Here is a 16,179-nt window from a genome sequence, read left to right on the forward strand (position 1 = left end):
ATTTTAAAAACTACAGTTTCATATGCAATTGCATAGATTTTCATGAAATTTCTTGGAACAATGATTTTACTCATTCTATATTGAAAAATATAAACCGATAATCATAGTTTTTTAACCAAAAAAATCAATCAGAAAAATGATCACACTTGTAAAAATTTTCGTGACTTTATTAGTACAATTAATCACCTTTGTTTTTATGTTGGCATAAGCATTGACTGCCCATATACTATCCCAAATATTACATTTAAGGCTGAACCCCTTATATTTGTCCAGCACAATAGACAAAGATGTTTTATAAAATTCTGGCTAAAATCAATAAAGTTGTACTTCCCTCCTATACCAAAAAGGGACTGGACTTATCCAAGGCAAGTAAATTGCAGTTGGCCATTATAGGCTGGCGCTATTTTGTGACCACTAAAGCACTGGATTAATATTGCAGAAGTGCATTTATGGGATAACCATTGAGTTTTTCTGAGCCACCTAAAAAGGTAAGTTCTATTAAAAAGTTGCATTGCACCACCTCGCCCCCAAGTTTTTCAACCAATTTACAAACGGCTTCGGCGGTTCCGCCGGTGGCCAACACATCATCGTGTACCAATACCTTTTCACCAGGCACAATGGCATCTTCATGGATTTCCAAACTGCCTTCTCCGTACTCGAGCACATAAGGTTCGGAAACGGTTTTATAGGGTAGCTTTCCTTTTTTTCTGACTGGAATAAAACCTGCTTTAAGTTTCTCTGCGAGCATAGGAGCAAAAATAAAGCCCCGGCTATCTACGCCAACCACTTTATCAATGTGCATGTTAGAGGTAAATCCCAGCAAAGCTTCAGCTGTTTTTTTCAACGCCACAGGATCATTTAATAGAGGAGTAATGTCTTTAAAAACCACTCCAGGTTTGGGATAGTCTTTAATATCACGAATGTAGGAGCCAAAATCCATTTTTTTATATGCTAAGGTTTTGTGGTAAAGTTAAAAAGAAATATATTTGCAGCCCTTAAATAAGGCCGCGTGGCGCAACTGAATAGCGCATCTGATTACGGCTCAGAAGGTTGCAGGTTTGAATCCTGCCGCGGTCACTGGGTAGCAATACCAAAATAACGGAAAACCTTACAGAACTTATAACTGTAAGGTTTTCGGCATTTATAGGGGTACATTTAATTTGTTTTGATTTCATATCAATCGGTACCAATTCGGTCAACAAAATCAAATCCTCAAAACTATTGACCGAACACACTCCTAAAGTACTGGCACATAATTGATTTGACTTTCATCTTTACATTTAAATCTAAGATGACAACTATGTAAACGTCGCACACTTTTTCCATCCTATTGTGGACCCAATACCCTTTTACCTAAAATAACTAGATTAGAATTTACATTGGAAAAAACTCCTCCACCCCATTCTTACCCTCCACTAAATCCAATATCGTTGTACTTTCAAGAACATTGATAAACTTAGACTTATTACCGCCCACAAGTTTATGAAGAACACAAGGATTATCCATATCACAATTACGGATACCCATAACACATGAATTCAGTCGATTCTCTCCATCTATAACCTTTACAATCTCCAAAAGGGTGTGCTTTCTATCTTCTTCACTTAAATAAAAACCTCCTTTTGGTCCTCTAGTGGAAGAAATGATACCATGCCGGGAGAGTTCTTGTAATAATTTGGCCAAGTAAGCCTCTGGCACATGAATCGTATCATAAATATCCCTTACCAAGACCTTATGGTCTGCATTGGAGTTCAATGCTAAATATAGCACTCCTTTAATGGCGTATTTGGAAGAATTCGAAAGCATGGCGAAAAATGTATAACAAAGATTAAAAGATATTTTTATCCTTTTTATGACTTATATCATGTTATAGGTGATTTACCCTCTATACTTTTGGTTGGAAATTCTAAAGTTTAATCACATGAAAACACTACTAAAAGGAACAATACTGTTTTTTACCCTTATCATGATAAGCTGTGGAGGGAAAACGGAGGATAAAAAAGACGGCAGCTTTAGTGTGGAACGAAAAAAGGAACCAACCGAACAAACTGTTGAGACTACCACCAATGAGGTAAAGCCCTCTGAACGGGTTGATTTGACCACTAAAGGTGTTGGTCCTATAAAGTCTATTGAATTACCTGCTGAGATTGACCAAACCATGGCTGAAAGTGGCAAGGAGGTTTATGACCAAATGTGTTTGGCCTGCCACAGGATAGGTAAAAAATTCATCGGTCCTGCCCCAAACGGTGTACTTGAAAGAAGAACTCCAGAATGGGTAATGAACATGATATTAAATCCTCAGGAAATGGTGCAACAAGATCCTTTGGCAAAAGACCTATTCCAAGAATTCAATGGATCACCGATGTCCAACCAAGGATTGACCGAAGACCAAGCAAGAGCCATTCTCGAATACTTCAGAACCTTAAAATAAACATTATGAAATCAACCATTAAATTCAGAATAACGGGGCTGTTTTCACTACTGTTAATACTCGGTAGTTGTAAAAATGAGCCTCAAAACGAAACAATAGATTCAAATCAAAATGCATCTACAGTAGCCACAGAATACACCAAGGGGCAAGCCTTTATTGAAGATGATGAATCTACTCCCAATGTTCTGCAAATAGCATTGCAATCCGAAGACCACTCTACGCTTGTGGCTGCAGTACAAGCTGCAAAATTGGAAAATGTTTTAGTCAATGCTGGTCCTTTGATGGTTTTCGCACCAACCAATGCTGCTTTTAATGCTTTGCCAGATGGTACGGTTGAGGACCTGTTAAAACCAGAAAACAAAGACGCTTTGGCCAATATTCTCAAGTATCACGTTACTCCGGGCAACTATTCCAAAGACTTTTTAAAGAATTTCAAAAAATTAGGGCAAGCCAATGATCAAAATGTCGCCGTTGAAGTAAAGGGCGATGATGTTTTTATCGGTGGAGCCAAAATCATTGGAAGTGTACAGGCTGGAAATGGAATCGTCCATGTAGTGGACAAGGTAATCTTGCCTCCCACCCAATAATCAAAATAAACAACAGATAAATCCTAACACAATGAAAATTAACAACCATTTACTAATGACCGTAGGAGCCTTCATAATGTTGGTTTCCTGTGGTCAACAGAATCAAAATTCAACCGGGGCCCTTTCATCAAGTGCTGCCGAAAAAGTATATGTAGCTCCAGGGGAGCAAGATGAGTTTTACGCTTTCTTATCCGGGGGATACAGCGGTAATCTAACCGTATATGGATTGCCTTCTGGTAGAATGTTCAAGGAGATTCCCGTTTTCTCCCAGTTCCCGACTTCGGGCTATGGCTATTCAGAAGAGACCAAACCGATGCTCAACACTTCTCATGGATTTGTCCCTTGGGACGATGCCCATCACCCGGACATATCCCAGACCAATGGTGAATTGGATGGGCGTTGGATATTCATCAACGGGAACAATACACCAAGGATTGCACGGATCAATTTGAGCACATTTGAGACAGAAGAAATCATAGAGGTGCCCAATAGTGCCGGTAACCACAGTTCCTCCTTCATCACGGAAAATACAGAATATGTGGTGGCAGGGACCCGTTTCTCAGTTCCTATTCCACAAAGGGACATGCCCATAAATGAATACAAAAGTAATTTTAAAGGTTCCCTATCCTTTATTAGTGTAGACCCAGAACATGGACACATGGATTTAAAATTCCAATTGTTGATGCCCGGATTTAATTATGATCTATCGCATCCCGGTAGAGGTAAATCCCATGGATGGTTCTTTTTTACCACCTACAATACAGAGGAGGCCTACACCCTGCAAGAGGTCAATGCCTCGCAAAACGACAAGGACTTTATTGCTGCTGTCAACTGGAAGAAAATTGAAGAATACGTAAACAATGGCGGAGGTACAAAAATGCCTGCCAATTATGCACACAATGTGTATGATGAAGGCACACATACAGCCACAACAACCATGAAAAAAGAAGTATTGACGGTAGATCCGTTAAAAGTTCCAGGTGCTGTTTATTTTTTACCAACACCAAAATCACCTCATGGATGTGATGTAGACCCAACCGGTCAATATATCATTGGAAATGGTAAACTCTCCGCTGACCTAACAGTGCACTCGTTTGATAAAATGATTGCAGCCATTGAAAGTGAACAATTTGATGGGGAAGCCTATGGAATTCCAATACTTAAATTTGAGGATGTGCTTGCCGGACAGGTAAAAAGTGGAGGCCTCGGCCCCTTGCATACCGAATTTGACGGTAAAGGAAATGCGTATACAACATTCTTTATCTCATCAGAAGTTGTGAAATGGAAATTGGGTACTTGGGAAGTCATTGATAGAAAACCAACCTACTATTCTGTGGGTCACTTGATGATCCCAGGGGGTAATTCCAGAAAGCCTTTCGGTAAATATGTTGTGGCCATGAACAAGATTACCAAGGACAGGTATCTTCCCACAGGCCCTGAAATGGAACACTCTGCCCAGATTTATGACATCTCTGGAGATAAAATGGAACTGATATATGATTTCCCAACCCATGGGGAGCCCCATTATGCAGCTGGAATACCCGCAGATATATTGGCGCCAAAGTCTCAGAAAATATACAGATTGGATGAAAACGAGCACCCTTATGCAGTTAAAACACCAACAGATTCCAAAGTAGTTAGAGATGGAAACGAGGTTCATATTTATATGTCCACCATCAGGAGTCACTTTACACCCGATAATATCGAGGGAATCAAAGTTGGTGACAAAGTGTACTTTCACATTACCAACCATGAACAGGATTTTGATGTACCGCACGGTTTTGCCATGATTGGCCAAAACACTTCGGAGCTTCTCATTATGCCCGGGCAGACAAAAACCTCTGTTTGGGAGCCCAAGCAAGTTGGGGTATGGCCATTCTATTGTACCGATTTTTGTTCTGCATTGCACCAAGAAATGCAAGGATATGTTAGGGTTTCCCCGGCCAATTCAAATATAGAATTGAAATGGTCACTTGGTGAATAATTCGGATTGATAAACCAAGGAACAAAAGCGGGCCGTGTCCAAGACCTGCCCGCTTTTTTACAAATTGACATTCAACCTTTGACCAAAAAACCACATTCAGTTTGTAACTTTTAAATCTAGAAAAATGAAAAAGGCTAGTATATTAATGATTGTTGGCCCTCTCTTCCTTGTGGGATTATATTTCTTTCCCCTCTGGAATATCATGTTGGGAGCGCCCCAATATCCTGAGCCATTGGGATTGAACATCCACATTAGTGGTCTTAAGGGCGTAAACGAATTTGATGTTCAGAATATTGATGGGCTAAACCATTACATTGGAATGCATACACTGCCTAAGCCTGAAGAAATGTGGGAATTTGGCACTTTTCCATTGATAATTGGAATCATGGTAGGTATTGGGGTATTAATTGGCGTTCTGGGGTTCCTGAACAAAATAAATTACAAGTGGTTTTGGGGTTGGTTCGTATTCATGTCAGTGCTAGGTATTTTGGGCATGTATGATTTTAATGAATGGTTGATTGACTATGGCACTAATTTGGACCCCAATGCCATTATGAAATTGACCAATGCCGATGGAAGCCCGATGACCTATAAACCACCATTATTGGGGCATGTAAAAATGCTGAATTTTGATGTCACTTCGTTGCCATCCACTGGTGCTTATTTAATGTTTGTAGGGATGATGCTCACCCTACTTGCAGGCTTCATGGGATGGAAAAGCTCAAAACAATAAACAATTCCAAATGAAAAAGCAGATAACCGCAGTATTGATGATTATACTCATGGCCACAGGTTGCTCCATACAACCCAAACCCATCGACTATGGCCAAGTAGGTTGCCATTATTGCAGTATGACGATTGTGGACAAACAACATGCCGCACAATTGATCACCAAAAAAGGTAAGGTGTTCAACTTTGATGCCATAGAATGCATGATGAACCAATTAAAGGATGGGGACATAACTACCATGGCCTTATTTATGGTCAATGATTTTGACGAGCCCGGAACATTGGTGGATGGCACAAAAGCCACTTTTTTAATCAGTGAGAACATCCCGAGCCCCATGGGGGCATTTTTAAGCGCATTCTCCGACGAGCAAGTCGCCCAAAACAGCTTGGAAGCCAATGGTGGGGAACTTCTAACCTGGTTAGAGTTACACAAACAATTCAAATGATAAAAAGTCAAACTTATGTATATGATAGATATTGACAACACGATTGCCCAACAAGCTTTTGATGGTTTACAGATAGAACAACTAGTCAAAAATACCTCCTTAGAAATATTGAGTATTAGCCTGGCAAAGAATGCCATTTTTCCAAGGCACACTTCCCCGAAAGATGCCCATTTAATTGTATTGGAAGGAGTCATTGACTTTTATATTGAAAACCAAAACATTGTTTTGAGGGAACAGCAACACTTTAGTTTTTCCAAAGATGTGGAACACTGGGTCAAAGCTTTAAAGGATACCAAATTTTTAATTATTAGATAAAACAGGTAGTTTCCCATATCTGAGCGGGCCAAGTAAACAGCAATTTTAAAAAAAATCATGACTATCAACAATTCATATAACAAATACACCTTAATGTTGATTATGTTTTTCTTAGGTTCGATGGTATGGGCTAAAACATGGACCATCTGCAATACTTGCGAGCAGAGTTCCATTAAGGAGACCATTGCAATTGCCAGTTCCAATGACACATTGTTGGTTCAAAAAGGCACCTACAAAGAATTTGAAATTTTAGTAGACAAGCCCTTGGTGATCAAAGGCATTGACCACCCCATTATTGATGGCGAAAAAAAAGGAGAAATATTCCGCATCCAATCGGATGGAGTTACACTGGATGGGCTGTCCATTATAAATGTAGGGGTGAGTTACACCAAAGACAACGCTGCTATACGAGTGGTGAAGAGCAAGAATTTTCTCATTCAGAATATGGTTCTGGAGCAATTGTTCTTTGGAATCTATTTGGAAAAATCATCGCATGGCAAGGTCCAGCAAAATAAAATCATTGGTGAAGCCGTGGACGAATACAATTCGGGCAACGGTATCCAGCTTTGGTATTCTTCGGACATAGAGGTCCTAAAAAACCATGTACAGGGCACCCGGGACGGGATTTATCTCGAATTTTCAGACCGAATTACCATTACGGATAACATGAGCATGGACAATCTTCGTTATGGTCTCCATTTCATGTTCTCGAACGATGATGTCTACACGAACAACATTTTCGAAAACAATGGCGCCGGAGTCGCCGTAATGTTCTCTAAGTTCATCACCATGAAGAATAATACTTTTCGAAAAAATTGGGGCACAGCTGCCTATGGCATGCTATTAAAAGAAATCAACGATGCGGAGATCATTGGAAATATTTTTGAAGAAAACACCATCGGTATCAATATAGAGGGGTCCAATCGGATCAAGTACACCAACAACGATTTTATAGGAAATGGTTGGGCCATACGTGTACTCGGGGCTTGCTACACCAATAGCTTCAAAGGCAATAATTTCTTGTACAATTCCTTTGATATCTCGTACAACAGCAAACTTAACGATAATGTCTTTGAAGGTAATTTTTGGAGCAGTTATACGGGTTACGACTTGAACAAGGACGGCATCGGGGATGTGCCTTATCGCCCCGTAAAACTTTTTTCCTATGTGGTTAATCGCACCCCGGAGACCATTGTGCTATTGCGGAGTTTGTTCATGGATATTATTGATTTTTCCGAAAGGGTCTCCCCTGTTTTTACGCCCGACAATTTAAAAGATGCCCAACCTTTAATGAAAGTACGACCATGACCATTGAAATAAAAAATCTTCATAAGCAATTTGGCAAAAACCAAGTTTTGAAAGGGGTGGACCTTACCATTGACAAAGGTTACATTTATGCCATCCTTGGTCCTAATGGTTCTGGCAAAACCACTTTGATCAAGAGTATCTTGGGCATGGTAATTCCCGATAAAGGAGAAATATCCGTACTGAAGGAATCCATCAAAAAAAACTGGAAGTATCGCAAAAAAATCGATTACCTCCCTCAAATTGCCAATTTTCCGCCCAACATCAGGGTCAAGGAATTGATTGGTATGATCAAGGATCTTAGAAACAGCTCAAGTGAAGAAGAAGAACTCATTGCCCTCTTTGGCCTGGAACCGTTTCTGAACAAAAAATTATCAACCCTTTCTGGGGGAACCAAACAAAAAGTGAACATTGTTCTGACCTTTATGTTTGATAGTCCACTGATTATTTTGGATGAACCTACCACAGGTTTGGACCCCAAGGCATTGATTCGTTTAAAGGAATTGATTCAAAAAGAAAAAACCAATGGAAAAACCATTTTGATCACTTCGCACATTATGCAGTTTGTGGAAGAAGTGGCTGATGAAATCGTATACCTTTTGGAAGGGGAAATTTATTTTAAGGGAAGTATAGGTAAACTTTTGGAGCAGACCCAACAAAGCAATTTTGAACACGCCATTGCGGCGATAACGACGGATTCCCATGCTTAAAATATTGAAATACAGTTTTTACGATCTTATTCGCAGCCGTTGGAGCTATGTTTACTTTTTGTTCTACCTCGCTCTGGGTTTTGTATTGTTATTCTTGAATAATGATGTCTCCAAGGCCGTGATTACCCTTATGAACGTGATTATTGTGCTAATTCCCTTGATAGGCACAATTTTCGGAGTAATGTACTATTACAATTCCCGGGAATTCACCGAACTCCTATTGGCACAGCCCATAAAACGCAGCTCCATTTTTATGGGACAGTATTTTGGCGTAGCCGGCTCTCTGACCCTGAGCTTGGTATTGGGCTTAGGAATCTCATTTCTACTGTACGGACTTTTGCGGAGCAATGCCATTTTTGATTTTTCCCTTTTACTGGTCACCGGGGCATTTTTGACCTTCATTTTTGTGGGGCTCTCCTTTGTGATTGCCATATCCAACGAAAACAAGATAAAGGGCTTTGGCTATGCCGTTTTGCTCTGGCTTTTCTTGGCCGTGGTCTACGATGGCCTGTTCTTGATGTCGCTCATCATTTTTGAAGAATACCCTTTGGATACCTTCTCCTTGGTGACCACCATACTTAACCCTATTGATCTATCCAGGATATTGATATTGCTCAAACTGGATATTTCTGCACTATTGGGATACACAGGGGCCATTTTCAAAAAGTTCTTTGGTACAAATCTCGGGTTCTTAGTTTCACTGGCCATTCTTTTTTTGTGGACACTACTGCCTATTTTGGGGTTACGGTATAAAGCCGGAAAAAAAGATTTTTAATCTTGATTGCGAAGTGTACACCATATCGGTTTCATCTCCAGATTGCCATGACATATTTCCTCATGGCAGCTATACTTGGATTATTGCTTCGCTTCTATCCTATTCTTGGCTTCGATTTCAATTTTAAGTATGTTGTCCATGGCCATTCCCACATAGCGTTGTTGGGGTGGGTATATGTTGCTCTTTCCACATTGCTCCATTTTTGTTTTGTGGAAAGAAAAAAATCCCAAAAAAGCTATCAACGTATTTTTTGGTGTACCCAAACAACATTGGTCGGTATGCTATTGACCTTCCCTTTTCAAGGTTATGCACTGTTTTCTATTATTTTTTCCACCTTGTTTTTGATAGTCTCTTATGTGTACGTATATCATTTTTGGAAAAATATTGATCCAAAATACAAGCACAACAAAGGGCTAAAATGTGTAAAAGCTGCTCTGATCTATATGGTAATCTCAAGTTTAGGGCCTTGGGCCCTTGGAGGTATTATGAATATGCTTGGGGCGCAATCCGTTTGGTATCGACTCTCCATTTATTTTTACCTTCATTTTCAGTACAACGGCTGGATGATTCTCGCTTTAATAGGGCTCTTCATTTATGTTGGTGAGCAAAAAGGTCTTACAATTCCCCAAAAAACCTTCACTCACTTTTTTAAAGGCCTAAACTTAAGTATTGTTCTCACTTTTTTCTTGTCCACCCTTTGGGCAAAACCCTCTTTTTGGTTGTATCTGTTGGCTGGGGCCGGTGCAATACTTCAACTATATGCTTTTGTTTGTTTATGGGGAATGATCAAGCATCGAATATCTCAATTATCAATGTCAAAACTGCAATCTTTGCTGTTCAGAACGGTCATGATATTTGCGATTATAAAAATAACTTTACAACTATTAACCGTACACCCCTATTTTTCCAATTTGGCGGCCACTTATCTTGATTTTACCATTGGTTATTTACACTTGGCTTTTTTAGGGGTTATCAGCATAGGTCTATTCTTTATTATGGATTATTTAAAACTGTTTCGAATATCCCAAAAATCCTTTCTATGGTATTTTTTAGGGTTTTTCCTTACAGAAATACTCCTTTTCTATAAGGGCTTGATTGCTTGGCGGCAATGGGGTCCAATTCACGGGCTAACCATAATTTTGGCTATTTTCAGTCTTTTGGTTACGGTTGGAATAACTTTGATACTGGCACAAAACAGGAAAAAATCTAGACCATGATCCCGCTTGAAATTGAAGTAAAAATTTCACCTTTCGTCGATAGGTTTTAACCTAATGAGAATAATAAAAGACATTTTTATCCTATTTAAATAAAAAGGTTATTTTTGTTTGCATATACGTTACTAATGATGTTTTCTAAAGCTTGCGAATACGGTATACGTGCTGCAGTTTATATCGCACTTCAATCCTTGGAGGGAAGACGTGTGAGCGTTACTGAAATCGCTCAAGAAATCGATTCCCCCATTGCTTTTACTGCCAAAATCCTACAACAACTTACCAAGAACAATTTGGTGCATTCGGTTAAAGGACCCAATGGCGGTTTTGAAATTGATCGGGAGGAAATGGACCATGTAAAATTGAATATGATCGTCAAGGCAATCGACGGTGATCAAATCTATAAAGGGTGTGGTCTCGGACTTAAAGAATGTAATGCACAAAAACCCTGTCCTTTGCATGATAGGTTTTTAGATATACGAAATGATTTAAGCAATATGCTACGAAATACCAGCTTATATGATTTGGCAACAGGACTTGAAGTGGGATTGACCTATTTAAAGCGCTCCTAAAAATAAATGACTTCCGGTTATCTAGTTTGCACATCATATAAGAGAATAATCTTTTTAAGTACAAAAAAAACAATGACACAGAAAATAGAAATCGAAAGCTTAAATGAAATAAAATTATTGGTAGATAATTTTTACGGAAAGGTTCGAAAAGACAATATTCTTGCCAATATATTTAATGATATTATAAAAGATAATTGGCCTAGTCATTTAGAGAAGATGTATCGTTTTTGGCAAACGGTCCTATTAAAAGAACACACCTATCAAGGTAGTCCTTTTGCTCCCCATGCACAACTCCCTGTTAATGCCAAACACTTTGATAGATGGAAACAATTGTTTTTTGAAACCATTGATGAAAACTTCTCAGGAAACAAAGCGGAAGAAGCTAAGTTCAGAGCCACAAAAATGGCTGAGATGTTCCAATTAAAAATTGATTTTTTGCAGCAAAGAGGATGAAATTTGAACTTCATCGGTAAGCGAACCCAACAAAGTGGAGTGCAGCAAGCCCCGATGCTTACACCAGTTTTTCTGGTCATTTTTCACCCAAAAACGAATTGATTTTTCGGAGCTAAAACTCAATCCCCAAGAAAAAAGAAACGATACCAAGAATTAAAATAATGATAATGAATAAGTGCAAATCCGAAGGAAATGGATTCACAACCCAAGTTTGGCATTCCATCTGCATGCCCTTTTTCTAATTCTCCCTAGTTATTCATTAAATTTCTTGATGCACCTTTTTAAATTAATTATAGTTCATCTTCGTTTAGTTTTTCTATGAAATATGAAGGAAGAATGCCCAAACGTTTTTTAAATGCCGAGTAAAAAGTATTTAGGTTGTTGAATCCGCTAGTAGTGGCTATATAGGCAAGTTTATTATTTCGATATTCTTTATCCTCCATTAGCCGGTTCAACAAATAATTAATTCTAAGGTCATTTATATAGTTACTGAAATTCGCGTTTTTTTCATGGTTAATAACCTGCGACAGATATTTTTGATTGGTTTGCAATACCTCTGCCAAACTATGTAAACTACATTTTGAATTTAGAAAAAAGGCCTCCTCCTCTAACCTATTTAACTTGGTCAGAATTATTTCCTTTACATCTTTATCCAGATAATTTTTATTTGAATTTAGGTTGTTAACTTGGTCTTTGGCATCGTTTCCTTCGCCAAGAACCACTTTTTTATTTTGATTGAGTTTTTCTACGGCCAGCTCCTTGGTCCTATAAAATAGGAGTTTGTTCTTCCTTTTTACCTTAAAATAGGAGAGGGTTGCAAAAAAGCCAGATACCAAGGTAATGATCAAAATGATGAGCATTAGCCTATAGCGCTCTTCCTGCGACTTGGATTCAATTTCCAGAATTTCCTTTTGCCTAGATATTTCAGAAATTCTTCTTCTAGCCTCCAATATTCTGAGTCGCTGTTCTGATTCGACCGAGAAAAGGGAATCACTTACGGACAAATATAAATTAGCAAAATATTCGGCCTCATCGGAATATCCCATGGCCTTATTCAATTGGGACAGTTCTTTACTCACTTCTTTAATAACATCAAATGCCTTTATCTCTTTTGCCGCTTGGTATGCACTGGTATAAACTTTTTGTGCGCTAATGCTATCACCTTCCTTTACATGCAACAAAGCCATTAAAACATAGGCCCTTGGTTTTCTAAACTTATAATTGTTGGTTTCTATAAGACTGAGCGCCCTGTTCAGAAAATTTTGTGCTTTTTGAAACTCCGACTCCTCAATATAAATTGCGGCAATATTCATGTACACCACACTTTGAATGTAATCTCCAGGCGCTTCGATTGATTTTTCCAACTCTAGGTAAAAATCATAAATGTCCAGAGCAGCCTTGCCACCTTCCAATTTATGCGTCATCCTAGCAATTTCATCAAGTTTTGGAAAGATAAAACGTCCTTCCTTTAACTCTAATATGTAATCCACACCGTGCAGGCAGTTATCCAATGCTTTTTCATATTCTCCCAACCTGAGATAAAAATGTGAAATTGCCGAATAGGCTCGCATTCGGGTGTATGAATCTTGTGCGTCATCTCCTTCTTCCAAAAGATTGAGTGCCGTTTCATAAGCAAGGTCATACTCGCCCCTTTCGGTATAAATGTAGGATTTAAGGGTTTCGCAATCCGCCTTTACTTCATTGTAATCATGAAATTCTTTTGTTGATTCCAATTGGTGAATCAATTCCATGGCATCATCGAAATCGCCTTGGACAAAAAATACAAAAGCCTGATTTAAAGTGCTCCTAAAATAGCCTTTCTCGTAATTGATATTTTGAGATAGATCATATGCTTCATCATTATACTTTTCGGCTAATTCTGTTGATTTAAAAATATAGTACGTATATAGTTCGAAGCATGCATCCACTCTTTTTTCCCCAATAGAATTTTCCCATTGCTCTAGTAAATCATCCAGTGTGGGGAATTTTTGATTTTCGACTAATTCTTTTATTCCATCTAAATACGGTTGCAGGCTATCTGATGTTCTCTCATGACCATATACCGTTACTATGGATAAAAAAACAAGTATTATCCAAGTCTGTTTAATTAACATTATGTGTGTTTGTTTGTTATTCCGTCAGTTAAATTCCATATCTGATTCAAACAAACTAACTGCTATTGTGTGTCGCGGGGGTTATCATGTCTTAACAATTTTAAAAGCCTTAATTTAACATTTCTTTATTAAATGTAGGTGCATTTTGACAAAATGATAAAATGACATTCATTCTTTTTTTCCATACTCTTGGTAACCATATTTATAGAAATCTACTAAAATAGGAGGCGTCCATTTATTAATTCGGTTTAATTCACTTGTGATATCTACAAATCAAAAAAGCAATGTTGTATGAAGTCAACATTGCTTTTAAACTTGAATGAATTAAAATTCAACTAACTCAAAATTTTATGGTGTTAATTCAATTACATAAACTATGAGAATAGTTAAAATTCGCTATAAACTATCTATGGTGAATTTAAGTTATCACAGGCACTTTGACCCTTAATTTGATAAAAAGACAACTCAAATTCAAGAATTTTCACCCCTGTTTCCTTTTCTTATCTAACTATCACAAGTTTAATGGGTTTTCTGGATTTGAATCATGAAATTTTCCTCTATTTAATGGACATAATTCTACTTGAAAGTCACTATTTTATCTTTGATTTAAGGTAAAATCATATAAGAAGTAAATATAAATTGCAATCCATTTCTCAATCCAATAATTAGAGGTTCACCAGAGTCGTTTTTCCAGCAAACTTTACTCCTATAATTAAAAAAGGCCCTGATAGTTTTCACTACCACGGCCTTTTGATTGCTAAATTTAAACCTAAAATTGAGTTCTAATTTCTAGTACGCAGGATCTTGTGTTAAGGTTGGCGCACCATCTTTTACCGATCTATCAATTGCTTCAATAGGAATTGGGAAGAATTCATTTTTGTTCTCTTGGAACGATCTTCCTTCCAGATAAGTTCTATGTTCTGATTCACTTTGCAGGTATTGGTTCAACACCTCAGCTGCGATGCCCCAACGCTGCAGGTCAAAGAAACGGTGACCTTCCATGGAGAACTCCAATCTTGTCTCAAAACGCACGGCTTTTCTGGCAAGGTCCTTATCGGTCCAAGCAGTATCATACGTAGCAATATCATAATTGGCGGCATATTGCCCATCTACAATGGTGAAATCGTTACGCTCCTCCCCTTGAGTGGCCAACGGAACAAAACCATCAGGGTTTGCAGCCCTGGTCCTGATCTGGTTCACCAAACTTCTGGCTACTTCCAAGTCTCCCACTTCAACCTCAACTTCTGCAAGCCAAAGAATAATCATATCCAATCGCATAAGTCTGTAGTTATTGGCTGAAAGGTTACCCCAACCACCTTGTCCAAAGGCTTCTGGTTCGGCTACGTGTTTCATACTAAAAAATGGTCCAGCATAAGTAAGGTCCCGAACAAAATCAGTTTGGTAAATCTTAAATCCTTTATATAAAACCCCTGGTCTACCCACAGAATGATCTAGTCTTGGATCTAAAGTACCCGAATAGTCCGTTAAGGTAGTCACTGGGTCCACTGTTGCCGGAACATCAGCATTGTCGAAGGTATCCAACATCGGAAGTCCTCCTTCGGTTTTGAATGCATTCACCAAATTCTGTGAAACTTGGTAAAATCCACAACATCCCCAAGGATCTGTATAAGGGTGTGCCAATCCAATACCTCTGTTTGCAGCATCACCGGTAGCGCTACTGATTGCATATTGAACTTCAAATATGGATTCTGAATTGTTTCGGGTAGCCACCAAAAAGTTATCTTGATACTTATCCATCAATGCAAAAGGTCCATTGTTCAAGATATCCTCTAAAATAGGCTTGGCCTCTTGCAATTTGGTCGCATTGGCAGAACCGTCATCATTCCATCCTTGATACATTTTGGCCTTGGCCAAGAATGCTTTGGCGGCCCAGCTTGTTGGTCTTCCCACTTCACTTTGTGATTCTGGCAATACAGCGGCGGCAGCTTCAAAATCAGCTTCAATAAATGGCCAAATCTCACGATCATTCGGAACTTTGGTGCTCTCCAAATCATTAAGTTCAAAATCCTCATCACTGATGTAAGTAGGCATTCTCCACATTTTTCGAGCTTCCATATGGAACAACCCTCTCAAGAACCTAGCTTCGGCAACAATCTGTGCTTTCTGCTCTTCAGTGGCATCCTCAACCTTTTCCAATGTATTGATCACATTGTTGGTTGCGGCAACACCTTTGTAAAGTCCTCTCCATTTGTCACGGATATGGACATTGAAAGATTGAAAGTCATAAGCTTCGATAAATGACTGCTCAGGTTGATCCCCAGCATCTGTTCCTTTTAAGGCATCATCAGAAGCCAAATTAAACACCCAGTTATGAATGTCGTTGTGCCAAGTTTGTCCTTCCAAACCACCCCCTGGCACCATGGTGTAGGCGCCAAGCAATAGACCGTTCACACCATCCAAAGTGGCCACGTCTGACTCACTGAACTGGCCTTGTGGCTGTCTATCCAAAAAATCGTTATTACAACCCAGTACCAAAGCAAACAAGCCAAGAGCACCAAGTAATGTCGATATTATCTTTTTCATTTC

General features: G+C 38.8%; 17 protein-coding genes and 1 tRNA gene. 14 read left to right on the plus strand and 4 right to left on the minus strand.

From position 1 onward, the window contains the following. Positions 1-287: 287 nt before the first annotated feature. Positions 288-431 (plus strand): SsrA-binding protein, encoded by a 144-nt coding sequence (locus tag ABT310_RS02080; protein ID WP_090294131.1) that lies wholly within the window; start codon positions 288-290, stop codon positions 429-431. Here the strand turns inward: ABT310_RS02080 and ABT310_RS02085 are convergent. Beyond that, positions 428-940: an adenine phosphoribosyltransferase gene (locus ABT310_RS02085; protein ID WP_375325115.1), complete on the minus strand. Its 513-nt coding sequence runs from the start codon at positions 938-940 to the stop codon at positions 428-430. The two genes, ABT310_RS02080 and ABT310_RS02085, sit on opposite strands and share 4 nt — an antisense overlap. Positions 941-1,003: 63 nt before the next feature. On the opposite strand from ABT310_RS02085, the gene ABT310_RS02090 reads away from it, so the two are divergent. Continuing rightward, positions 1,004-1,077 (plus strand) — tRNA-Arg (locus ABT310_RS02090). 297 nt (positions 1,078-1,374) lie between these two features. Here ABT310_RS02090 and ABT310_RS02095 read toward each other — a convergent pair. Then, positions 1,375-1,806, minus strand: a complete 432-nt coding sequence (locus tag ABT310_RS02095; RefSeq protein ID WP_375325116.1) for an RrF2 family transcriptional regulator — start codon at positions 1,804-1,806, stop codon at positions 1,375-1,377. Positions 1,807-1,921: 115 nt separating this feature from the next. On the opposite strand from ABT310_RS02095, the gene ABT310_RS02100 reads away from it, so the two are divergent. From ABT310_RS02100 to ABT310_RS02155, 12 genes are all read left to right on the plus strand, one after another. After that, positions 1,922-2,431: a c-type cytochrome gene (locus tag ABT310_RS02100; RefSeq protein WP_375325117.1), complete on the plus strand. Its 510-nt coding sequence runs from the start codon at positions 1,922-1,924 to the stop codon at positions 2,429-2,431. A 5-nt stretch (positions 2,432-2,436) separates the two neighbouring features. Further along, positions 2,437-3,018 carry a fasciclin domain-containing protein gene (locus ABT310_RS02105; protein WP_375325118.1) on the plus strand — a complete coding sequence of 194 codons (582 nt, stop codon included), beginning with the start codon at positions 2,437-2,439 and terminating at the stop codon, positions 3,016-3,018. Between the two features lie 76 nt (positions 3,019-3,094). Continuing rightward, positions 3,095-5,002 (plus strand): Sec-dependent nitrous-oxide reductase, encoded by a 1,908-nt coding sequence (nosZ, locus tag ABT310_RS02110; protein WP_375326137.1) that lies wholly within the window; start codon positions 3,095-3,097, stop codon positions 5,000-5,002. A 124-nt stretch (positions 5,003-5,126) separates the two neighbouring features. Then, positions 5,127-5,735, plus strand: coding sequence for a hypothetical protein (locus ABT310_RS02115; RefSeq protein WP_375325119.1), 609 nt, complete (start codon positions 5,127-5,129; stop codon positions 5,733-5,735). Between the two features lie 10 nt (positions 5,736-5,745). Further along, the gene (locus ABT310_RS02120; protein ID WP_375325120.1) at positions 5,746-6,177 is read left to right on the plus strand and encodes a nitrous oxide reductase accessory protein NosL; all 432 of its coding nucleotides are present in this window, start codon (positions 5,746-5,748) and stop codon (positions 6,175-6,177) included. A 21-nt stretch (positions 6,178-6,198) separates the two neighbouring features. Then, the gene (locus tag ABT310_RS02125) at positions 6,199-6,492 is read left to right on the plus strand and encodes a cupin domain-containing protein (RefSeq protein ID WP_375325121.1); all 294 of its coding nucleotides are present in this window, start codon (positions 6,199-6,201) and stop codon (positions 6,490-6,492) included. A gap of 93 nt (positions 6,493-6,585) precedes the next feature. After that, positions 6,586-7,800 (plus strand): nitrous oxide reductase family maturation protein NosD, encoded by a 1,215-nt coding sequence (locus ABT310_RS02130; RefSeq protein WP_375326138.1) that lies wholly within the window; start codon positions 6,586-6,588, stop codon positions 7,798-7,800. Beyond that, on the plus strand, positions 7,797-8,507 hold the full coding sequence (locus ABT310_RS02135; protein ID WP_375325122.1) for an ABC transporter ATP-binding protein: 711 nt from the start codon (positions 7,797-7,799) through the stop codon (positions 8,505-8,507). Before ABT310_RS02130 ends, ABT310_RS02135 begins: the two co-directional genes overlap by 4 nt. Further along, complete coding sequence (locus ABT310_RS02140; RefSeq protein ID WP_375325123.1) at positions 8,500-9,282, plus strand: ABC transporter permease; 783 nt, start codon at positions 8,500-8,502, stop codon at positions 9,280-9,282. The genes ABT310_RS02135 and ABT310_RS02140 overlap by 8 nt, the downstream gene beginning before the upstream one ends. 62 nt (positions 9,283-9,344) lie before the next feature. Further along, the gene (locus ABT310_RS02145) at positions 9,345-10,499 is read left to right on the plus strand and encodes a hypothetical protein (protein WP_375325124.1); all 1,155 of its coding nucleotides are present in this window, start codon (positions 9,345-9,347) and stop codon (positions 10,497-10,499) included. A 128-nt stretch (positions 10,500-10,627) separates the two neighbouring features. After that, positions 10,628-11,065: an RrF2 family transcriptional regulator gene (locus ABT310_RS02150; RefSeq protein ID WP_375326139.1), complete on the plus strand. Its 438-nt coding sequence runs from the start codon at positions 10,628-10,630 to the stop codon at positions 11,063-11,065. A gap of 72 nt (positions 11,066-11,137) precedes the next feature. After that, entirely contained in the window at positions 11,138-11,518 is a 381-nt protein-coding gene (locus ABT310_RS02155; RefSeq protein WP_375325125.1) for a group III truncated hemoglobin, read from the plus strand. Positions 11,519-11,808: 290 nt separating this feature from the next. Here ABT310_RS02155 and ABT310_RS02160 read toward each other — a convergent pair whose 3' ends face one another. After that, the gene (locus tag ABT310_RS02160; RefSeq protein ID WP_375325126.1) at positions 11,809-13,632 is read right to left on the minus strand and encodes a helix-turn-helix domain-containing protein; all 1,824 of its coding nucleotides are present in this window, start codon (positions 13,630-13,632) and stop codon (positions 11,809-11,811) included. Positions 13,633-14,421: 789 nt separating this feature from the next. Then, a complete protein-coding gene (locus tag ABT310_RS02165; RefSeq protein ID WP_375325127.1) occupies positions 14,422-16,176 on the minus strand; it encodes a RagB/SusD family nutrient uptake outer membrane protein in 1,755 nt (584 codons plus the stop codon). Positions 16,177-16,179: the final 3 nt, after the last annotated feature.

Source organism: Flagellimonas cixiensis (assembly GCF_042134615.1).
In the GTDB taxonomy this organism is placed as follows: Bacteria; Bacteroidota; Bacteroidia; order Flavobacteriales; family Flavobacteriaceae; genus Flagellimonas; species Flagellimonas cixiensis.